This window comes from Pseudoalteromonas sp. MB41 (assembly GCF_020966275.1).
In the GTDB taxonomy this organism is placed as follows: Bacteria; Pseudomonadota; Gammaproteobacteria; order Enterobacterales; family Alteromonadaceae; genus Pseudoalteromonas; species Pseudoalteromonas lipolytica.
The window spans coordinates 24,279-43,885 of record NZ_JAJJZF010000008.1 but is presented as its reverse complement, the minus strand read 5'-3'; the positions used below and the strand labels follow the sequence as shown (position 1 = coordinate 43,885).

At 41.5% G+C, this 19,607-nt stretch carries 21 protein-coding genes; 7 read left to right on the top strand and 14 right to left on the bottom strand.

What is annotated here, in order from left to right:
• Nucleotides 1–2: 2 nt before the first annotated feature.
• The 9 genes from LPA49_RS10055 to LPA49_RS10015 form a co-directional block, all read right to left on the bottom strand.
• Nucleotides 3–497, bottom strand: coding sequence for a DUF2919 domain-containing protein (locus LPA49_RS10055; RefSeq protein WP_065979790.1), 495 nt, complete (start codon nucleotides 495–497; stop codon nucleotides 3–5).
• A complete protein-coding gene (locus tag LPA49_RS10050) occupies nucleotides 494–838 on the bottom strand; it encodes a DUF3392 family protein (protein ID WP_036969540.1) in 345 nt (114 codons plus the stop codon). Before LPA49_RS10050 ends, LPA49_RS10055 begins: the two co-directional genes overlap by 4 nt.
• Nucleotides 831–2,852: an NAD-dependent DNA ligase LigA gene (gene ligA, locus LPA49_RS10045; protein WP_230236461.1), complete on the bottom strand. Its 2,022-nt coding sequence runs from the start codon at nucleotides 2,850–2,852 to the stop codon at nucleotides 831–833. Before ligA ends, LPA49_RS10050 begins: the two co-directional genes overlap by 8 nt.
• An 84-nt stretch (nucleotides 2,853–2,936) precedes the next feature.
• Nucleotides 2,937–3,641, bottom strand: coding sequence for a cell division protein ZipA (gene zipA, locus LPA49_RS10040; RefSeq protein ID WP_036969545.1), 705 nt, complete (start codon nucleotides 3,639–3,641; stop codon nucleotides 2,937–2,939).
• Between the two features lie 36 nt (nucleotides 3,642–3,677).
• Complete coding sequence (locus tag LPA49_RS10035) at nucleotides 3,678–7,073, bottom strand: chromosome segregation SMC family protein (RefSeq protein WP_230236459.1); 3,396 nt, start codon at nucleotides 7,071–7,073, stop codon at nucleotides 3,678–3,680.
• Between the two features lie 60 nt (nucleotides 7,074–7,133).
• Nucleotides 7,134–7,865, bottom strand: coding sequence for an RNA methyltransferase (locus LPA49_RS10030; RefSeq protein ID WP_036969551.1), 732 nt, complete (start codon nucleotides 7,863–7,865; stop codon nucleotides 7,134–7,136).
• Between the two features lie 267 nt (nucleotides 7,866–8,132).
• Nucleotides 8,133–8,579 carry a flavodoxin gene (locus tag LPA49_RS10025; protein WP_036969555.1) on the bottom strand — a complete coding sequence of 149 codons (447 nt, stop codon included), beginning with the start codon at nucleotides 8,577–8,579 and terminating at the stop codon, nucleotides 8,133–8,135.
• A complete protein-coding gene (truC, locus tag LPA49_RS10020; protein WP_036969558.1) occupies nucleotides 8,566–9,339 on the bottom strand; it encodes a tRNA pseudouridine(65) synthase TruC in 774 nt (257 codons plus the stop codon). The genes LPA49_RS10025 and truC overlap by 14 nt, the downstream gene beginning before the upstream one ends.
• Nucleotides 9,332–9,655: a YqcC family protein gene (locus LPA49_RS10015; protein ID WP_036969562.1), complete on the bottom strand. Its 324-nt coding sequence runs from the start codon at nucleotides 9,653–9,655 to the stop codon at nucleotides 9,332–9,334. The genes truC and LPA49_RS10015 overlap by 8 nt, the downstream gene beginning before the upstream one ends.
• A gap of 107 nt (nucleotides 9,656–9,762) precedes the next feature.
• On the opposite strand from LPA49_RS10015, the gene LPA49_RS10010 reads away from it, so the two are divergent.
• Nucleotides 9,763–10,791 carry a DUF3549 family protein gene (locus LPA49_RS10010; RefSeq protein WP_036969569.1) on the top strand — a complete coding sequence of 343 codons (1,029 nt, stop codon included), beginning with the start codon at nucleotides 9,763–9,765 and terminating at the stop codon, nucleotides 10,789–10,791.
• A complete protein-coding gene (locus LPA49_RS10005; protein ID WP_036969572.1) occupies nucleotides 10,792–11,091 on the top strand; it encodes a DUF3301 domain-containing protein in 300 nt (99 codons plus the stop codon).
• A gap of 689 nt (nucleotides 11,092–11,780) precedes the next feature.
• Here LPA49_RS10005 and LPA49_RS10000 read toward each other — a convergent pair.
• On the bottom strand, nucleotides 11,781–12,431 hold the full coding sequence (locus LPA49_RS10000; RefSeq protein ID WP_118844163.1) for a GNAT family N-acetyltransferase: 651 nt from the start codon (nucleotides 12,429–12,431) through the stop codon (nucleotides 11,781–11,783).
• Nucleotides 12,432–12,579: 148 nt separating this feature from the next.
• Between LPA49_RS10000 and LPA49_RS09995 the strand changes: the two genes are divergently transcribed.
• From LPA49_RS09995 to LPA49_RS09985, 3 genes are all read left to right on the top strand, one after another.
• Nucleotides 12,580–12,810 carry a DUF2789 domain-containing protein gene (locus tag LPA49_RS09995; protein WP_036969581.1) on the top strand — a complete coding sequence of 77 codons (231 nt, stop codon included), beginning with the start codon at nucleotides 12,580–12,582 and terminating at the stop codon, nucleotides 12,808–12,810.
• Nucleotides 12,811–12,965: 155 nt separating this feature from the next.
• Entirely contained in the window at nucleotides 12,966–13,232 is a 267-nt protein-coding gene (locus tag LPA49_RS09990; RefSeq protein WP_036969583.1) for a hypothetical protein, read from the top strand.
• On the top strand, nucleotides 13,232–14,005 hold the full coding sequence (locus LPA49_RS09985) for a Zn-ribbon-containing protein (protein ID WP_036969585.1): 774 nt from the start codon (nucleotides 13,232–13,234) through the stop codon (nucleotides 14,003–14,005). The genes LPA49_RS09990 and LPA49_RS09985 overlap by 1 nt, the downstream gene beginning before the upstream one ends.
• A gap of 242 nt (nucleotides 14,006–14,247) precedes the next feature.
• On the opposite strand, the gene syd is transcribed toward LPA49_RS09985, so the two are convergent.
• Entirely contained in the window at nucleotides 14,248–14,787 is a 540-nt protein-coding gene (gene syd / locus LPA49_RS09980) for a SecY-interacting protein (protein ID WP_036969587.1), read from the bottom strand.
• Nucleotides 14,788–14,846: 59 nt separating this feature from the next.
• Between syd and queF the strand changes: the two genes are divergently transcribed.
• Entirely contained in the window at nucleotides 14,847–15,692 is an 846-nt protein-coding gene (gene queF / locus LPA49_RS09975; RefSeq protein ID WP_036969589.1) for an NADPH-dependent 7-cyano-7-deazaguanine reductase QueF, read from the top strand.
• 118 nt (nucleotides 15,693–15,810) lie between these two features.
• Here the strand turns inward: queF and LPA49_RS09970 are convergent, their stop codons facing one another.
• The 3 genes from LPA49_RS09970 to LPA49_RS09960 all read right to left on the bottom strand — a co-directional run bounded on the left by LPA49_RS09970 (nucleotide 15,811) and on the right by LPA49_RS09960 (nucleotide 18,527).
• The gene (locus tag LPA49_RS09970; protein ID WP_036969594.1) at nucleotides 15,811–16,845 is read right to left on the bottom strand and encodes an isoaspartyl peptidase/L-asparaginase family protein; all 1,035 of its coding nucleotides are present in this window, start codon (nucleotides 16,843–16,845) and stop codon (nucleotides 15,811–15,813) included.
• A 127-nt stretch (nucleotides 16,846–16,972) separates the two neighbouring features.
• Nucleotides 16,973–17,677, bottom strand: coding sequence for a SapC family protein (locus tag LPA49_RS09965; protein ID WP_036969596.1), 705 nt, complete (start codon nucleotides 17,675–17,677; stop codon nucleotides 16,973–16,975).
• A 145-nt stretch (nucleotides 17,678–17,822) separates the two neighbouring features.
• Nucleotides 17,823–18,527, bottom strand: a complete 705-nt coding sequence (locus LPA49_RS09960) for a SapC family protein (protein WP_074988592.1) — start codon at nucleotides 18,525–18,527, stop codon at nucleotides 17,823–17,825.
• 62 nt (nucleotides 18,528–18,589) lie between these two features.
• On the opposite strand from LPA49_RS09960, the gene LPA49_RS09955 reads away from it, so the two are divergent.
• Nucleotides 18,590–19,603 (top strand): cupin-like domain-containing protein, encoded by a 1,014-nt coding sequence (locus tag LPA49_RS09955; protein ID WP_230236457.1) that lies wholly within the window; start codon nucleotides 18,590–18,592, stop codon nucleotides 19,601–19,603.
• The last annotated feature ends 4 nt before the right edge of the window (nucleotides 19,604–19,607 follow it).

The window sequence follows — 19,607 nt, the reverse complement described above, 5'->3', positions numbered from 1 at the left end:
GGTTAGTTTCCTTTTTTTACGATTGGATCGGGCCAATCATTGAAAAATACGGATAAATAGCGACTTTTTACCAGATAAAGTAGCACCCAAAGCACCAATACCATTTGGCACGCCAAAAAAAATGAGAATTGATAATAACTGTGCGCGGCTTGGTAAGTCAGCCAGCCTAAATCTATCACAGCACACACAATCAAAGGCCACCGCATAAAACGCCACACAGTTGCCCACCGCTTAGCGGTTTCAGGGTTTTCTTGTGGCCTTCTAAAACAAAAAACAACCGCGGGTAACAGCGCAATTGCTGCAATGCCTATCGCCATAAAAAACTCTGATTTAGAGCTAAAAAACAACGACATAATATCTAAATCAGGGCGCCGACTTAACGCGGCCATTAACCAGATAAAATAACTACGAAGCAGTACTAACAAGGTTAAATGAAACGCTATGGGGGTTCGATAAGCGCCATGTTTATCCCAATATTCTGGCCCGTAACGCATCATAGCTGATTCTTCTTATCTGCGATAACACCCAATACCAAGAATGCACCGGTTAACGTTAAACCTAACCACTTTATACCTAATAACATCAGTAACTTACTTAAAAATGGCGTCACAAACACCACCAAAAGCCCCATACCAAAGCCTGTCACGGCAACAAAGCATAACACGCGAATAATAAAGTGACGTCTGGCAACAAAGCGCTTAGTCACTTTAATAATATCGTTGGCATATAATGAGATAAAACACACCACTAACAATAAAGAAATATTATACAAATGGGGTTGAATCCACTGCCCTATCGTTAAAGCGACTGACGAGACAGCTTGCTGCAAACTATCCATTGTGTTCACTTAATAAAGCAATTAAATCGGCTTCAGTAAGCACCTCAATACCCAACTCTTGTGCTTTTGTTAGTTTAGAGCCTGCTTTTTCACCTGCAATAAGGGCATTTGTTTTAGCCGATACACTCCCCGATACTTTTGCACCGAGAGCTTGCAGACGCGCTTTCGCATCGTTTCGATTAAGCTCACTTAAGGTGCCTGTTAAAACATACGTCAGACCAGCTAAAGGTTGCTTTTCAGCGCTTGGTGCATTTAAAGCTGGCCAATGAATTCCCTGCTCTATTAACGCATTAACAACAGCCATGTTGTGCTCTTCACTAAAGAACCCGCGCACATGCTTAGCAACAATTTCACCCACATCGCTCACTTCTGTTAGTGCAACAACACTGGCTTGAGTAATTTTCTCTAAGGTTAAAAAGTGATTAGCGAGGTTTTGAGCTGTTGCTTCACCGACTTCACGAATACCCAAAGAGTAAAGAAATTTAGCTAAGGTAGTTTGCTTTGCCTCTTGCAGCGCATTCACCAAATTTTTAGCAGACTTTGGCCCCATTCGTTCAAGTGACTCAAAGTGACCTTGTTTTAAAATAAATAAATCAGCAGGCGTTTTGATAAGCTCACGATCGACTAATTGGTCAACAATTTTGTCTCCTAACCCGTCAATATCAAGCGCTTTACGTGAAGCAAAATGCTTAATTGCTTGTTTACGTTGTGCTTGGCACACCAACCCACCGGTGCATCGTGCAACTGCTTCACCCTCGATACGCTCTACATGCGAGTCACAAATTGGACAAGTGGTTGGGAATACAATCTCTCTTGCACTCTCAGGACGACGTTCCAGTACCACTTGGGTAATTTGAGGGATTACATCGCCTGCGCGGCGAATAATCACCGTATCGCCAATTTTAACGCCTAAACGGGCTATTTCATCCCCATTATGCAAAGTGGCATTCGATACAGTCACTCCGCCAACAAATACGGGCACCAAACGTGCTACCGGTGTAATTGCACCCGTTCGGCCTACTTGGAATTCAACATCTAAAAGTTGTGTAATTTCTTCTTGAGCTGGAAACTTAAACGCAATAGCCCAACGGGGGGCGCGGGCAACAAAGCCCAAGCGCTCTTGGAGCTTTTTGTCGTTGACCTTAATAACCACACCGTCAATTTCATAGGCAAGCTCACTTCGGCGCGCTAAGATGTCTTGGTAATAATCAAGCGCCGCCTGTTGACCTTCAACTAACTTAGTTTCAGGGCAAAGTGGTAATCCCCAATCAGTCAATTTTGCCAGTTGTTGGTAATGATCTTCTGGCAATTGCCCATCAGCCACCAGCCCTGTGCTGTATGCATAAAACATTAATGGGCGTTTTGCCGTTACCTTAGAATCGAGCTGACGTAAACTCCCAGCCGCAGCATTACGCGGGTTAACAAATACCTTTTCGCCTCGCTTTTCAGCGTCGCTGTTCAGTTTTGCAAAGCCTGCACTGTCCATAAATACTTCGCCGCGTACTTCAAGTTCAGCAGGAAAGTCATTGCCGCGAAGTTTTAATGGCACATTACGAATCGTTTTCACGTTTTGTGTAATGTTCTCACCCACCATACCATCGCCACGTGTTGCAGCTTGAACCAGCGCACCATTACGATAAATAATCGACACAGCTAAACCGTCAAGCTTTGGTTCACAGCAAAATGTGAGTTCGCGGGTATCCATCACGCGCTCTTTAATTCGGCGATTAAACGCCGCAAACTCTTCTTGTGAAAAAGCATTATCAAGCGACAACATAGGAACTTGGTGCGTTACTTGTTCAAATTTATCAAGCGCGGCCCCACCCACTTTTTGGCTGGGTGAATCAGGACTCTGAAACTCAGGATTTGCTTGCTCTAAGCTACTTAGCTCTCGCATTAAGCGGTCATATTCAGCATCGGGAATACTGGGTGCATCCAGCACATAATAATTATGGTTATGCTCTTCTAACTGGGCACGTAGTTGACTAATTTGCTCAAAGATAGGGCTGGACATGAAAACCTCAAAAATCTACATAAAAAAGCCACTTAGACGACTTAACGCCAAGTGGCCTAACAATCATTTACTTGCGAATATGGATTACGCTGAAAAGCTTCTTACCTTTTCAACATATTCACGTACGCTATCAACCGTCATTTCTTCACGGTTGCTATCTAAAATAGTCGCACCAAACTCATCCGCTAACTTTTTAGCAGCGCTGTGCAACATATTAAAGGCACTTAGGCCATCACCATCGCATGGTAATGTCATAAACAAACTAACACCCGCTGTGCTGAACTGTTCCATATTATCAATATCAAACGTTCCAGGATTGTACATATTCACTAAACGGAATAACACAGGGCCTGTTCCAGCAGGGTCTAGATGGCGATTAAAGAAGCCTTCATCCGAGTATTTGAAACCTAGCATATTAACAGCTGGCAGTAATTGACTGCCCTCCATTGCTAAGCCTTCTGGCATCTGTAAGTGCACAATTATAAAGTCTGTCGGTGCAGGCGATTCTGGTTGCTCTTCAGTGTCAGCCGCTTCTTCGACTTCAACGTCTGGCTCTTCGGTGTTTTCAGCAGTAAAGCTTAAATCACCAAACTCAGGCTCATCACGCTCTTGCGCATAAGGCTGTGAAGACTCACTCGTTTCTGCACTTGCTTCATTTGGCTCAACCCGTTCTTGCTGCTCAACATCAGGATTATCCTTTTTGCGCACAGACCATAAACCATGAATTAATAAACCACCAATGACAAATACACTGATTACGATTAAAGCCCATCTTAATTCTTCGGCCATCCCCTCACCTTTATTATTTGATATGCCTAACTAAATTTATGCATGTGCCAATTGCACAGCTTGTTCGATATCTACGGCAACCATACGTGAAACGCCTGGTTCAGCCATAGTTACACCCGTCAATCTGCCTGCCATTTCCATAGCAATCTTATTATGACTGATATAAATAAATTGCACTGATTGTGACATCTCTTCTACCAAACGGCAAAAACGACCCACATTTGCATCATCCAATGGCGCATCCACTTCATCTAGCATACAGAATGGAGCTGGATTGAGCCTGAATATTGAAAACACCAATGATAATGCGGTCAGCGCTTTTTCTCCACCACTAAGCAGGTGAATTGTCGAATTTTTCTTGCCAGGAGGCCGTGCCATTATACTAACACCACTTTCAAGCAAGTCATCACTGGTTAATTCTAAGTAAGCGCTTCCGCCGCCAAATACTTTTGGAAATAACTCACCAAAATCACTATTTACTTGTTCAAACGTCGCCTTAAATCGATTTTTTGTTTCGCGGTCGATTTTTTGAATCGCGCCCTCAAGCGTATTAAGTGCTTGAGTTAAATCATCAAGTTGCTGATCTAAATAGTCACTTCGCTGCTTAGCCTGCTCAAACTCATCGATCGCGGCTAAGTTAACCGCCCCCAGTTCATGTAAGCCCTGCGTCGTTTTAGATAGCATGCTTTGCATACTATTTAAGTTGGCATTGTCTGGCAGTGCTTCAAGCACTGTTTTTAAGTGTTGATCCAACTCTTCAAGTGGCTCCAGCGCCGCTTGCGCTTTTACAAGCAAACTTTGTTCATCTAACGCCAGTGATTGCAGTTGTTCTTGCAACGTAACTAGCTCTGATTGCGATGATTTAAGCGATGCCTGCTTATCCGCTAGTTCCTTTTTAGCGTGAGTCAGTGACGCTTGCAAGTTTTTTAGCTCAACGTCACTTTGTTGATGTTTTTCAAGCAATAACACAATATGCTCTGCCGTCTCTTCAAGCGGGATCACTAACTCTTCTAACTGCGCTGTTAATTCTAAAACAGCGTCACTTGCGGCTGTATGTGCTGCATCAGCATGTTGTAATTTTGTTTCACTGAGTTGACACTCACTACGGGCTTTTTGTTCCGCTAAATTCGCTTGATGGGCAAGTGTCTTGTAATGCTCTAATTGAGACGCAACTTGGCGATACTGATTGTCAGCATCCATTTGCACTTGCTTAGCCTGTTCAAGGTTACTTTCAAGCGTTGCGTGGTGTTCTAGCAAATCTTCTAGGCGCAATTGTTGGTTTTCATGTTGCTCAACGACACCTTGCATTTGCTCTTTAAGCGACGTTTTGCGCAGCTGTAATTTAGCCAGTTGATTTTGCCACTGCGTTTGCTGCTCAAGGAGCATGTCTCTACGAGTACTTGCTGAGGCAATTTGCTGCGCAACGTGATGAATACGCTCTCTGTGTTGCTCTTTTTCAGCGATGAGCGTGTTCTTTTTGGTAAGGTGACTGTCGAGCTGCTGTTGCTTATCTGCGATTTGCTCATTGAGCTCTTCATCAAGTTCCTCTGCATCACTCAACTGGGCATGTTTTAACAGCAGTGAGTTGTCCGTGTCTTTTTTTGCATCAGCTTGAAAATTACGACCATAAATACAGCCCTTTTCATCAATCACGGCGAGCCAATATGGATCCGCTAGAATCGCTTCATCAAACGTTGCTTGAAATGCAAATCGTGTCAGCAATTCAGGGTAAATCCCCTGTTCAATGTATTGTGCTAATGAATGATCAGGCACAGCAAGGGTCTGTGACCAAACACTATTAGGCTGCGCATTTTTGCTGACCTGTAAATGCTCAAGACCCAGTAAAGCTTGCTCAACGAGAGGCTCAAAACCTGGCGTTACTTTTAATTGCGATAATAAAGAAGTGCGGTCACTGTCAGCATGCTCACTCAGGACTGAACTCAGTGCCGCAATACTGGCTTTATTTTCATTGCTGTGTTGTTGCACCCGTTGTAGTGCTTGCGCTAACTGTGCTTGCTCTGTCTCTGTTTGCACTAGATTTTGTGTCAGCCGATTCAGAGCCGTTTGCTGTTGAGCAAGTTCCTTGGTGAGCGCTTGAATATGAGTTTGCTGCTCAGTAATCTGCGTCGCAACAGGAGTCGCTTCAAGCTCACTGATTTCGTCCGTAAGCTGTTTAAGCTGTGTCTCTAGTTGGTCGATGGATTGCGAAAAATGCGCCAGCTGATTTTTGGCTACTGTCACCTCACTACTGAGCGTTTGACTTTGCTCTAATGCACGCTGGTATTCCTGTGAAGCAGTATGTCTGTGCTGATGTTGTTCTGATGCGTGAAGTTCAACTTCGGCCACGTGCTCTGCACATAATAAACTTTGCTCTATCGCTTCTTGTAACTGCTCTTGCAGTAAAGAAGCCGCAGCGTGTTGCTCAGCCTGCAACTCTTTGTTTTGCAATTGCAGTTGCTGCTGCTTAATCAAGTTTTGACTAATATTTTGCTGCTGTTGCTTTAAGCTGATTTGTTGCTGCTCTTTACGCGTTAACTCAGTGTGAGTTTGGTGCTGCGCGTGTTGTGCATCTTGTAATTTTTGCTGCTCAAGCTGTACTTGATTCTCAAGGCTCGCTAAAACATCATCATGACCAGAGTGGGCTTCTTTAAAAAACTGTATTTGTTCTTTAAGTTTATCTATTTCAGCAGCCTTATCAACTTGCTGTTGATGCAGCTTTTGCCACTTTAAAACCGCAATTTGCCCTTTTAGAGTCCGCTCTGTGGCTTTTAACTCACGGTATTTTTTCGCGTCGACTGACTGTACAGCAAGTTTATCGAGTTGCGTTTGTAACTCTTTGCGAACATCCAGTAAGCGCTCAAGGTTTTCGCGAGTACTTTTAATACGGGTTTGTGTTTCGCGTCGGCGCTCTTTGTATTTAGACACCCCGGCGGCTTCTTCTAAAAACACACGCAAATCGGCAGGCTTACTCTCGATTAGTCGCGATATCATGCCTTGTTCTATAATGGCATAGCTTCGCGGCCCAAGCCCTGTTCCCAAGAAAATATCAGTAATGTCGCGCTTACGACATTTGCTGCCATTAAGAAAATAAATAGATTGCCCATCACGCGTTACCAAACGCTTAATAGCAACTTGGTTCCTGTCAGCAAATGTATTCGGTAAATGACCACTGGTATTATCAAAAATTAGCTCAACAGAGGCCTGTGAAATCGGCTTACGATTGGTTGAGCCATTAAAAATAACATCGGTCATGGCATCGCCACGTAAGTTCTTCGCTGAACTTTCACCAAGCACCCAGCGCACCGCATCAATAACATTTGATTTGCCACAGCCGTTAGGCCCGACAACACAAGTCATTTGATCAGGAAATGGGATTTTAGTGGGTTCAACAAACGATTTGAAACCCGCTAACTTTATGGTGCTTAAGCGCATCTAGTTGTTTTACCGATTTTTATTATTATTCTGCAATTTAACTCATTTTATAACAAAAGGTTAAGCGTGACGTTTAAAATTATCTAAAATAATGCCTGTTGCCATGGCTACGTTCAGCGATTCAGCCTGACCATAAGCTGGTATGGTTATTTTATCAGTGACCAGCTTTTCACAATCTGGACGAATACCGTGCGATTCACTGCCCATTAAAAGAACAGCATCTTGTTTAAGCTTTGCTTGATGAATATTATCACCCGCTAAAAAAGCCCCATAAACGGGCAGGTTTAAGCTCGGTAAATAGCACGTTAAATCGGTTTGCGACACTGTCACACGGGCAAATGACCCCATGGTTGCACTAATGGTTTTTGGATTATATGCATCGGCACTGTCTTGGCTTGTCACTATATGGTTAATTCCATACCAGTCCGCCACGCGAATAATTGTGCCTAAGTTACCGGGGTCTGATACGCCGTCTAGCGCTAAAATAAGGCCCGAGGTGGGTAATGCTTGCTGCTTTGGCATATCAACAACAGCAATGGCTGCGTTATTGGTCACCAAGGTGCTGGCTTTCGTTAGACTGTCTTCATCGGCTTCGATAATTTGATGGGCTGCAAGTGCTGAGCGATGCGCGGCAATAAACGCGGGTGTTGCGAATATATTTGCGATACTCAAACCACTGTTTAATAACTCAAGGACATTTTTTTCACCTTGAACTAAATACTGGTTGTATTGCTTGCGGTATTTCTTCTGACCTAATGCTCGAATAAGTTTCAGTTGGTTTTTTGAAATCATAACAGCCTCATAAAATGAAGCCGTTAGTATACCCAAACCACCTAAAGATGCGAGTTTCAGTTAGAATTAAACGCGATTTAGGCAGGCATTAATTGCAAAGTGTGATTATTCCGATATTTAAATCTTTAAATCATAAAAATCACCGTTAAACCGACTACAGGAGGTGTCTCGCGGTGAATGAGGTATCGCACAGTAAGAGCGCACTTAAAGTCGCAGACCGTGCCAATTGCTTTCCCCAATCGGCACGTGTGAATAGGCTATAAGCTATTAGCTAATTTTTGTTAGCCATTCATTTAACCATGGCTCAGTTACCGGCCACGGTTCAAAGTCTTCACAGGCATCAATTTCAAGGCGATGACCAACAGGCTTTGCCTGTAAATCACGAAATAGTTCATCAAAACTGCGCCCTGCCCCACAAAATGTATCACCATAGCTGCGGTCACCCATAGCGATAATGCCATACTGCTTGCCTGTTAACATGGGGAATTGATCATTTAATTGGCTGTACAATGTCACTAAATTATCAGGAATATCACCTTGGCCTGTGGTCGAGGTAATCACCAATATATGTGATGCAGCCAGCATGTCTTCTACTGTGCCATTTTCAATAAGCTGTGCTTGGTGCGGTGACTTTTCAATCACCTCAATTACTTGCTCACTTAAACGCTCTGCACCGCCGTACACACTGCCGACAAAAATACTAATGGTTGCCATAATAATCCTTTTCTTCTGTTGGCCAGCCTAGTTGCTGGCAAATCGTTAACATCGCCTCTCCAAGGGGGGCTCTAATCGTTATTACTTGTTTATTATAAGGGTGCACAAACTTTAGCTCAGACGCAAATAACATCAGACGACGCAGCTGAAAGTGCTCTCTAAAAAATTGGTTATGTTGGTTATCACCGTGGTTTACATCACCAATGATCGGTAGCGATAAATGTTTTAAATGCCGTCTAATTTGGTGCTTTCGCCCCGTTTTAGGAAAACACTCCACTAGCGAATAACGCACAGTGGGGTATTTACCAATTGGGATCGGCAAAGCAGCTTGGTGCAAGCAGTTAAAGTGAGTTTGCGCCTCTTGTGCAGCCTTATTTTGATCAGCAAACTTATCGGCTATTTTATCGAGTTCTTCTTTTAAAGGCTTATCAAGGAAGATTGACTCATTTAAAAAGCCCCTAACCAAGGCTAAGTAACGCTTTTCTATTTGCCCATCAATAAACAATTGATTCATGTCTCGAGCCGCTTCTGAGCTCAATGCAAACAATAAAACACCTGAGGTGGGTCTATCTAAACGGTGCACCGGAAACACATGTTGACCAATTTGATCACGTAGCATTTGCATGGCAAATTGTGTTTCGTGTTTATCTAAAAATGAGCGATGCACCAGTAAACCAGACGGTTTGTCTATTGCGATATAATTTTCGTCGCGATATAAAACCGTTAACTCTTCATAGTGCGGTTTAACAATTTCATCCATCTTGGTTATCACTCAAATGCTGATCAAGCTTTAGTAAAACGCTAATAACATCATGGCCACCGGCATGTTGTGCCAGCATCATTTCAGCCATAGGCGCAATAGCAAAGTTTCGAGGCAATGGCTGGTTATTGGTGATTAACACCTGCATTTTTTCAATAAATACAAATTGTAACCACTGCTCAAACGCCATGGTGTCATGACAAAACGGAACAGATGAATTTAATGCTGCAGGATCAATTGCAGCTGTTTGCCATAGTTCATGACGTTGGAGTGTCGTTTGTAATTCGCGCAGCAGCGCCAAAGTCTGTTGATACATTATATAACTCTTAAAACCTTTGGACTTATTATACCCTGTTCCAAGGCGCCATGGTATGGCGTATAATTCGCATCTTATAACGATTTATAAACGACGATTGGGATTTTATGACAGAGCAAATTGCTACTTTAGGGCAACTTCTTGATGCTGCGGGCACTACATGGCGTGCTTTTGATATTGGTAGACACATCACTAAGTTAGACAAAAAACAATTTCTTGCGATTGAAGAAACTAAAATCCCTTACCCTTACCCTCTTGCTGGTCACGCTTGGCTTGCGATTCAGTTTTGGGATGTCAAAGCATCCAAAGAGCCTTATGTCTGGTTTTTGAAGTTCCCACTCGATGAACAAAGCCGTTTAGTCAGTGCTAGCCGTGATCATTTTGCGAACATGGTCATCGAAGCATTAGGTACCGAAATTACCGGTGAAAATGCCGAAGGCAAGCTCGACAATAACCCGTATGTATTTACACCAAACGCCAATAAATTGGCCGCATTTAATGCCCAAGTTAAGTGCTTACTCAAACAAAGTGCATCGCAATATTATGAATATGCACAACTTTATTTTTCTGGCACCCTAGGTTTTGAAAATTGGCAAAGTGTTGCTGTACAAGGCATTGCTGATTTCGCAATGCGATTAGACAACGATAAAAACCTAACTAACTTGCAATCAGCGTGGCCGCAACTACCTGTTGAAGTGTTACAACCACTCAGCGCTATGCTTGAACACGTTACAATTCCTCCCGCTTTTGCGGAGCAACTTTTAGCTTATGGCTTAAATGCCATAGAGCAAAAAGATGAGATAGCACTCGTCGCTGCACTTCGCAGTATATCAAAAGCATCAGCACAAGGTTTAACAGCCCAACTGGTTGATGCCGTATTGAACTCTGAAATGAACACGCATTCAGATGTGCTTTTAACCATTGCCGGACGTTGCTTTAGTACCTTAGAAGATCCTGCGCGCCTACATGTGTTTATGGATTGTTGTGCGCATCACACCGATATCGAACAGTTGTTTGTGAGTATTTTCACAGACCTAGTTGCAATTCCAACTATTCGACCTCACTTATTAGGTTTGTTACGTTTAGAAAATCGCAGCGAAACACTCGCGCGAGCAATAGGAAGGTTATTTTCGTAAATGGCAGGTTTATGGACACTCATCATTATTGGCAGCATTATCTACTTTTTTTGGTTAAACAGAAAAGTAGCTGAGGCCGCCAATCTTCATGCACAAAGGCAAATTGAACAGTTAAATGTGCAATTGGTGAGTGTTGCATGTAATAAGCGACGTATTGGCATTCTAAAAAATGGCAAACCTGGTATCAAAAGCGAGTTTATTTTTGAATTCTCAAGTGATGGGGAAAGTGTCTATCAAGGTGTGCTGTTTATGGAAAATGAAATGCTGAAAAGTGTGGTGATACCACCGCATAAGATTTAAGTTGCGAGTTGCGAGTTGCGAGTTGCGAGTTGCGAGTTGCGAGTTAACAATACTAAGTTGCTCAGCTAAAAATACAACCCCATAAAGAACTAAGGCGTAGCTTCAAGCCACGCCCCAATCTTGCTACTTCCATGATAAAGTATCCGTACTTTTGCCGAAGCTGCCGTTTTCATCTATCCCCTGAACGGGTATACATCCGATACACCCACCATGCAACATCATGTCACATTTAACACATCCTAGTGTCGTCCACTTGCCTTCACTGGCTATCCTCTACGTTTCCAAACGCTCCTTTAGCTTCCTGCTAATATCATCCTTTGGTCAATCCTTTTCAATTGCTCCGCAATTGTACTGCGTCCTGGCAGTGTCCTTGTTCGTCCTTGCCTTCCTTAGAACTTGTCCTTTTGCTTCCTGCTTAAGCATCATGCTTGGTGTGCCATAATCCTAATCCTTGGCATCAGTTCATTCATTGAACCTGTGTCTTCTTGACATGGTTAAGTTTAGAGAATTCCTGAGATGTAGATAGGCATAAAAAGTAATTTTTCTTAAGTCACAAAATTGCAAAAAACAATAAATCCTTATAAATCATTTAAATAAGTCATTTTAGGTACAAAAATAACTGTATTAAAGTGATAATACTCACAGCAATGTAAGAGAAATCGCACACACTACTTTCCAAAACGTCCCAATTACTCTTTCGCCGCTTTGAACATTAACTCACCTTCGACCTGATTAAAGCTTAATGCTTTAAAGACTTCGAACCCTTCGGAACTAAAGAATTCACGCTGCTCACCACGTGTGACAAATACGGCTAAACCCGATACTTGTTGGTGGCTGTCTACTAAATCATCTAGTCCTCGAAGTAAGTAACGCCCTAAACCTTGCCCCTGAAAATGAGGGTCTACAGCGATAAAAGCTAAAAACAAATACTGCCCTTTTTCAGCTAACATTTCACGAATTGTGCGCTCTTTTTCAATAAGTTGATTTGTCTGTAAATATCCTGCACTAAGCATTAACTTTAAACGCCAGTGCCAATAGCGCTCTGCTTGTAACTCACTGGATGAATCAAACACACATGCAATGGCTTTTAATCGGCTTTGCGAGTACAAACCAATTAAAGGTTGTTTTTCTTGCCAAAAGCTCGCGAGCTCTTCACGTACTAAAGCGCGTAGTTTGGTTTCATACTTACTGGGATTATCTTCTTTGTAGCCCAGCACATTCTGAAGTACGGGGTCATCATGATAGGCTTGGTAAATAAGACTAGCGGCCGTGCTGATATCTTCAGCACTTAGGTATTGCACACGTAAGGTCTCGGGTTCAGCAACAGTTGTCATACTCATCCTTTTCTGTGTTTTATTATTTTTAGTACTAGACTATAAGGTATATACCCAAGCGCGATTAAAGACAAATTCAGCGTGAGTTAAACTGCTGTTCATCATTATTATGGTTGAGCAGTAATAAAGACCGCCATACACAAGGAGCAGAATTATGGATACGACAAAACATGATATTTCGACCTTATTTGCACAATTAGGTTTACCCAGCAAAGAAAGTGAAATCGATGCATTTATTGCCTCGCATCAGCTGTCTGATACCACCCTACTACAGGAGGCTCCATTCTGGGACGAAGCTCAGCAACATTTTCTAGCAGAATCTTTAGCTGAAGATGGGGCGTGGAGTGAGGTTATTGATGAATTAGACGCCCGATTGCGTCAATAAACACACGATTAGTTATCCATAACCTAAAATCTACCAATTTTGGGTTATGGATAAGGAAAGTAATTTCACATCACCTCTATTATTGCTACCATACGCGCGCATTGCAGCCCATACGCTACAGTGCTTTTTATTCTTTAATCAGAGTTTATACAAAAATGAATGCCGTTGTATTTGATGCAATTAAAACCCTTCTTGATGAAGGTAAAACCCCTACAGTTGCGCTAACAAAAAGCAAACTATCACAACCGATGCCAATGCCTGTAATTATTGCAGCTGTTAGTCAGTATAAAAACAATCCGGATTCAATTAAAAATTTTATTAATAACCCGTCAAATGAACATGTTAGTGCGCCAAAAGAAAGTCAATTAGATCGTATTGAAGCAAAACTAGATAGGTTATTAGCATTACTTGAGAAAAAATAATGTTTGTTGTCGATCTGACTTTTGATTGCTACCAAGATACCACCCTAGAGCTTGCTGAACAGGCAATAAACCGCCTTGTGAATGCATTGCGATTTAATGGCCAAATAATTGGTGATGAATTCCCCACTGTTTTAAAAGATGGCTATTTTATTACGCGTGTTATGTGCCCAACCGAAGATGCGATGCACCCGCTTAACAACAGCCCGTTTGTTAAACACAGCATTGAGCAACTGCACTCGGCGGGATTGTTAGCGCCTAAAGTGAAAGTGATCGGCCAAGATATACATTCAAATGGGGCTGACGCGTGTCAGGACCCATCGTGTTATATTTTATACACCACTTATGTGCATACCTGCAGCCCACTTTATTGTGGTGATGACTTTTTGCCTGTCCCCCTGTTTCGTATTCCAGCCATTGCTAATGGTGATTACAAAACACTGATCAAATGGCAAGAAGACTGGCAAGCATGCGATCAAATCCAGATCAATGGCGCTACGCGTTGCGAGTTTCCAGCCCTTGAGGAAATGGCGAGCACACAAAGTGATTTGTATCGTCGTGGTAAAGACATTACTAAGCGAATAAGTTATTTGACTAAAAAACCTGTCTACTATTACTTATATCGTGTTGGTGGTATTGATAAAGAATCAGAACTCAAACGACGTTGTCCAAGCTGTGATGGTGACTGGAAACTGCCTGAGCCATGGTTTGGCTTATTTGATTTTAGATGTGAGCCCTGTGGCCTTGTATCGAATATATCGTGGGATTTTCAGTAAACATAAGGGGCACACAGCCCCTTTTTGTTTATTAAACTATACCAATGCAATGCGCTTAATTAATACCACTGTGCTTAATTAAGTGGTCTATTTTGAGGCAATAAAAGCGCGTTTATAACAAGGCAAAAATGTCGTTATTTAGGTGTTGCTCTGCATCCATGCAGTCATAAATCAGACATTTTTAACGCAGGTAGCGACAAGTTTAATCCCTCAAAATGATTAAGTATTATTGCAGGTTGGTATTAAACCGTTACCTTATCTAAAAACTCACTAATGCTGTTAGCAAGTACATGGTGCGGTTTTTTGCCCACGTATTCTAAACACACCTGACCGTTTTCAACTAACACCGTAATCAGCAAATCATCTTGCTCTGTGAGGCCAATAAATACGGTCTCAGGCTGTTTTAACTTACGTTTCATAAGCACATGCCCGGTAATATTTTGTTGCAGGCGGCTAAAATCGTCTTCATTCCATGCTTGTAATAACTCAATATGATGATCGTTTATATTTAACAGCACGTTGCCCGCATAAAGGTGGCCAAATAACGCATTTAACCCTTCAGGGAAGCGAAGCTCAAGCGCACTGGCTAGGTCATCTAAAGAACCTGCTGGCTGCTGCGCAACGGCACGCCATTGAATTAAACCTTGCTCGTCCACTTCACCGTGTTCACAAGGACTTGGCCAAGCGGTGTCATGTTCAATGACAGGAAGCTTTCCTGTACGCTCTAGGCATTTTTCACTAAATGCTTGGTGTAACTTATCCAGTTTTGAAGAAACAGACATACTGCGAAACTCATTAGCTTTAGGTATAATGCCGTTATTGTAACCACAAAAGTGTAAAGATGACAGATTACAGCAACTCCCCCGAACTGAAAAACAGCGTGCTTGGTAAGTCAACGGACTATGTTGATACCTATACACCTAGCTTGTTGTTTCCTATTGCCCGTAAACTAAACCGCGATGCACTCGGTGTGAGCGAAGATAACTTACCTTTTAAGGGCCAAGATATTTGGACAGGCTATGAATTATCATGGCTAAATAGTAAAGGTAAGCCGATGGTTGCTGTCGCTACATTCGTGTTTCCTTGCCAAAGTAGTCATATTATTGAATCAAAGTCATTCAAGCTTTATTTGAATAGTTTTAACCAAACTCGCTTTGCATCGACTGAAGAAGTGCACCAAGCACTTACACGCGATTTGTCAGCGGCAGTGAATGCAAACGTGAACGTTACTTTGTATCGTGCAGATGATCATAATTGCTTACCATTTAGTGCGCTACCGGGTGAGTGTATTGATGATCTCGATATTGAAATCTCAAGTTATGACATTGATGCAACATCACTTTGCCATAGCCATGATGAAAAGGTATCTGAAACCTTACACAGCCACCTTTTAAAGTCGAACTGTTTAATCACCTCTCAGCCAGATTGGGCCAGCGTGATCATTCGTTACACCGGCCAAGCAATCAGTCACGAAGCCTTATTAAAGTATTTGATTTCGTTTAGAACTCACAATGAGTTCCACGAACAATGTGTTGAGCGTATTTACTGTGACTTAATGCAGCACTTAAACATTGATGAGCTTGAAGTGTATGCTCGCTATACACGCCGAGGTGGTTTAGATATCAATCCTTATCGCTCGACGAATCAAGACGCAACCCCCTTTAACGTGAAAATTAATCGCCAATAAGCAGAACTCAAGCAATAAAAAACCGAGTAAAACTCGGTTTTTTATTGCTTATCTAATCGTTAAGCAGCATTGCAGAAGAGATTAACGCGTCGATTTCTTTTTTAACAGCCCAGCTTCGTTACTCATCGTTGAAGATCGCAACATACGTTGGTGTTGTATTTGATTTACTCGCGCGATACATGCCAGCAGTATTAAACGGCAAACTAATATTGCCTTTCGTATCAATAATAATTACGCCGCCAGTGCCACCAACAGGCATTAATACATCGTGGATGACTTCGTTACCCGCTTCAGCAATCGTTTTACCTTGGTATTTCACACGTGCGCAGATATCTGCGGCAACGTTGTAGCGAATAAAGTACTCGCCATGGCCGGTTGCCGACACAGCACACGATGCATTTTCGGCAAAGGTGCCCGCACCAATCACAGGCGCATCACCAACGCGTCCAAAGCGTTTAGCTGTCATTCCCCCCGTTGAAGTACCTGCCGCAATGTTGCCATTTTTATCTAGTGCAACGGCACCAACCGTGCCCATTTTGTAATTAACAGGTAACGCTTTATGTGCTGCTTGGTAATCTTTGCTGGTCACTTTCTCTTTATCGAGTTTTTCTTTGGCTTTTAGTAAAGCTTCATATCGGTCTTCGGTATCAAATAAATTATTTTCAACCAATGGCATGCCCTGAGTTTTTGCAAACTCTTCGGCTCCTTGGCCACTTAACATCACATGCACCGATTTTTCCATCACTAAACGCGCTAGATTAATGGGATTTTCAATATGCTTTACACCAGACACGGCACCGGCTTGACGAGAACGGCCATCCATAATTGACGCATCTAATTCGTGTGTCCCGTCGTAGGTATATACCGCACCACGCCCTGCATTAAAATAAGGTGAATTCTCAAGTACATTGATTGCCGCAGTGATGGCATCTAAGCTTTCTCCGCCTTTTTCTAACACAGAATAGCCTGTTTCAACCGCCTCTTTTAATTTTGCACGGTAGGCTTTTTCTTGCTCTGGGGTAAAACGGCTTTTCTCGATGGTTCCCGCTCCACCATGAATGGCAATAGCGAATGGTTGCTCTGCTGAGTAAGCAAACGTGCTTGTCGTTAACGCACTGAATGCAACGACTGAAGTGAGTAATGTTCTTAGCATAGTGGGCACTTAAATTGAGTGTATTTTGTAAGTCCAATGTGAATAATTTACGACTGTTTTTCAAGCTTTAACCGACGAAAGAAACAAAAAAAGCGCCTAATGGCGCTTTTCTGTTTGCTGTTTAAAATTAAGCTTTAGCCGCTTTTAAACGCGCTAAACGTGCTACTTGATGAGTAGACGTTAAGAAAGAGTAGATAGGTGCTAGGTAACCACGTTTACGAAGGTCTAAGAACTCTTCATCGCTTAATGAGTTAAGTTTTTTCTCATCAACCAGGTAGATACCGTTAATGTCTTTCTTCTCACCTTTGATTTCTACTGTTAGCGTTTGTGCTACAAGTAGTTCTTTATCTGCAAGGTATTTAGTGAATGCTTCAGTTACTTGAGAAAACTCGATGAAAGAAACAAGCGCTTCTTTACGACGTTTAAGGTACTCAGTTTCTTCACCATTTTCGAAAAGTGCATTACCAGTTTCTTCGCTAACTAAAGGGCTTGCTTCGTCGATAACGATGCCAAATTGGTCAGCTTCTGGGTGCTTAACAAGACCCAGTGGGTAGCGAGTCATTGCCATTGGTGCAAATGCAGCTGTCCACTTGTCGTCTTGAATGAAAAGGTTTTCACCTGGCTCTAGACCAAATAACGCAACGGCTTGAAATTGACCTGACTCGTTGTTTTTAACAAATGCCATTGGGAATTCATTTGCGATACGTGCAAATTCGTGTGCAACCACAGGAACTAAATGCTGAGTTTTCATGAACTCAATATTGATGCCGTTTTGAATTTTAGTGTTGGCATGTTTTTCGTTATGTAAAGGCTGTACTTGTTGCTCCGCCATGATACTGCTCCATTAAATTTTATAATATGTTTTTTGCTGTTAGTGCCCAAAGCCTATAGGTTTTGGCAACAAAAAGGAAGTGAAAATTTTGTGGCAGTTTGTAGCAATACAAGCAACCACTGGTAACAAAATACACTACAACTTTTTAGATGGCATCAGCAGAAAGGTTTATTAGGCGCTGGAATTGTCCAAGTGACATTAAATGCGCATATATAGCTTCTAGCATGCCATTTTTTTGCAACATTAAAAGGTCATCATCACCTAAAGACTTAAGAAGGTCGCGATCTACCGCATAAAGTCCTAAGATTTGTTTTTTATTACCGTCACCAAGATCATACTTAAACGGAAACTCTGCCAATAAACCTAATTCACGTAACTTATTTAAAAAGTGTTCTGACATCGCTTCTTGTTCTGCTATGTTTTTAAGTTGGGCTTGTTTCGATCTTAAATAATCTGATGGTTCGCCGTTAGCATTAAAAAGCGCTATACCTTCTTGCTCATCATTTAAGGCTGACGAGTTTACGGCCATCATTACATCGCCATTTTCCCCTTTAGCTAGTGAAAATGGGTACTTTGAAATATGTTGTGGTATATAAATCGAATCAAATTTCCCTTTTTTCATGAATACATTTTTACCCGCTTCAAGCCCTAATACAGCAACCATTAAGAAGCGTTCTTCATTATTGGATGACTTCATAAAACAAATGGGAAAATTTAGGGCAACCTTAGCCAATTCACTTGGTATCACATTAATTACATGTTGCGACGCAATATGGGGATAATATATATCAATATCTATGTGATAATTTTGATGCTGATCCACACTAAAAATTTCATAAACCTCTGACATAACTCGCTCTTTAATTGTTATAATTAATTTTAAATTAACATGTATTATCGGCCATTAAAAGCATGGAATTAAACAGAATAAAAGCAGAAAGCACAACCCAACTTAAAAGCCATTTAGAATCATCAGAAAAGCCTGTAATTATAACAAATCTTTTTAGTGATTGGCCTTGCATTTCTTTAGCGAAAGAGTCGCCACTTAAATTTTTAAGAAGTCTAATGTCGCAAGCCAATAATGTGAATGTAGATACATTATTAATTAGAAAAGAACACAATGGAATAATCGGTTACTCTGATGAGAGCTTTAACAATCATACTTTTACTAAATATGAAGTACCCTTGCAATCAGTTTTAAAAAGGTTGACTATTGATTACAACAAGGTTGATATCGATAGAGTCGCGATTCAAAGTGCATTATTATCTGAATGCCTGCCAAATTTTAGCACCCTTAATCCATCACCTGATTTCTTAGAAAGTATTACACCTAGAATTTGGTTAGGTAACGAAACCACAGTCCCTGGGCACTATGACACAGAGCACAACATAGCACTAAACCTTTGTGGTAAAAGAACTTTTTATTTACTCCCAACGTATGCTATCTCTTCTTTGTATCTAGCACCGATTGACCGCGCAATCACAGGACCAGCAATAAGTTTAGTCGATTTTGAAAACCCAGATCTAGATAAGTTTCCTAAATTCAAGTCTGTCCAAAATCAAATAGTTACAGCAAATTTACAAGCTGGTGAGGCATTATATATCCCTCCTTTATGGTGGCATAATGTAAAAGCTAAAGATAAATTTAATATGCTAGTTAACTATTGGTGGAAGGATGATTTTTTATTAAAAAATACGACTCAACAACCTTCTGATAGTTTACTACACACATTATTAACGATAAGAAACCTGCCAAAACAACAAAAATCCGGATGGCAATCTATATTTAATTATTATATCTTCAATAATGATGAAAATACTTATGAAAAAAATAATTACAATGGAATATTATCAGCAAGCAAGGATGATATAAAAGATATTGAAGAAGTCATAATAAAAAGAATTAACAAACAAAAACGCCGCTAAAGTT

Bases quoted from the DNA above. Each gene is read 5' to 3' on its own strand.
- LPA49_RS09955 (WP_230236457.1), top strand. From the start codon at position 18,590: ATGGAATTAAACAGAATAAAAGCAGAAAGCACAACCCAACTTAAAAGC.
- truC (WP_036969558.1), bottom strand. From the start codon at position 9,339: ATGGATGAAATTGTTAAACCGCACTATGAAGAGTTAACGGTTTTATAT.
- LPA49_RS10050 (WP_036969540.1), bottom strand. From the start codon at position 838: ATGGATAGTTTGCAGCAAGCTGTCTCGTCAGTCGCTTTAACGATAGGG.
- syd (WP_036969587.1), bottom strand. From the start codon at position 14,787: ATGTCTGTTTCTTCAAAACTGGATAAGTTACACCAAGCATTTAGTGAA.
- zipA (WP_036969545.1), bottom strand. From the start codon at position 3,641: ATGGCCGAAGAATTAAGATGGGCTTTAATCGTAATCAGTGTATTTGTC.
- LPA49_RS09970 (WP_036969594.1), bottom strand. From the start codon at position 16,845: ATGCTAAGAACATTACTCACTTCAGTCGTTGCATTCAGTGCGTTAACG.
- LPA49_RS09990 (WP_036969583.1), top strand. From the start codon at position 12,966: ATGAATGCCGTTGTATTTGATGCAATTAAAACCCTTCTTGATGAAGGT.
- LPA49_RS10005 (WP_036969572.1), top strand. From the start codon at position 10,792: ATGGCAGGTTTATGGACACTCATCATTATTGGCAGCATTATCTACTTT.
- ligA (WP_230236461.1), bottom strand. From the start codon at position 2,852: ATGTCCAGCCCTATCTTTGAGCAAATTAGTCAACTACGTGCCCAGTTA.
- LPA49_RS10030 (WP_036969551.1), bottom strand. From the start codon at position 7,865: ATGATTTCAAAAAACCAACTGAAACTTATTCGAGCATTAGGTCAGAAG.
- LPA49_RS10055 (WP_065979790.1), bottom strand. From the start codon at position 497: ATGATGCGTTACGGGCCAGAATATTGGGATAAACATGGCGCTTATCGA.
- LPA49_RS09985 (WP_036969585.1), top strand. From the start codon at position 13,232: ATGTTTGTTGTCGATCTGACTTTTGATTGCTACCAAGATACCACCCTA.
- LPA49_RS09960 (WP_074988592.1), bottom strand. From the start codon at position 18,527: ATGTCAGAGGTTTATGAAATTTTTAGTGTGGATCAGCATCAAAATTAT.
- queF (WP_036969589.1), top strand. From the start codon at position 14,847: ATGACAGATTACAGCAACTCCCCCGAACTGAAAAACAGCGTGCTTGGT.
- LPA49_RS10035 (WP_230236459.1), bottom strand. From the start codon at position 7,073: ATGCGCTTAAGCACCATAAAGTTAGCGGGTTTCAAATCGTTTGTTGAA.
- LPA49_RS10000 (WP_118844163.1), bottom strand. From the start codon at position 12,431: ATGAGTATGACAACTGTTGCTGAACCCGAGACCTTACGTGTGCAATAC.
- LPA49_RS10010 (WP_036969569.1), top strand. From the start codon at position 9,763: ATGACAGAGCAAATTGCTACTTTAGGGCAACTTCTTGATGCTGCGGGC.
- LPA49_RS10025 (WP_036969555.1), bottom strand. From the start codon at position 8,579: ATGGCAACCATTAGTATTTTTGTCGGCAGTGTGTACGGCGGTGCAGAG.
- LPA49_RS09995 (WP_036969581.1), top strand. From the start codon at position 12,580: ATGGATACGACAAAACATGATATTTCGACCTTATTTGCACAATTAGGT.
- LPA49_RS09965 (WP_036969596.1), bottom strand. From the start codon at position 17,677: ATGGCGGAGCAACAAGTACAGCCTTTACATAACGAAAAACATGCCAAC.
- LPA49_RS10015 (WP_036969562.1), bottom strand. From the start codon at position 9,655: ATGTATCAACAGACTTTGGCGCTGCTGCGCGAATTACAAACGACACTC.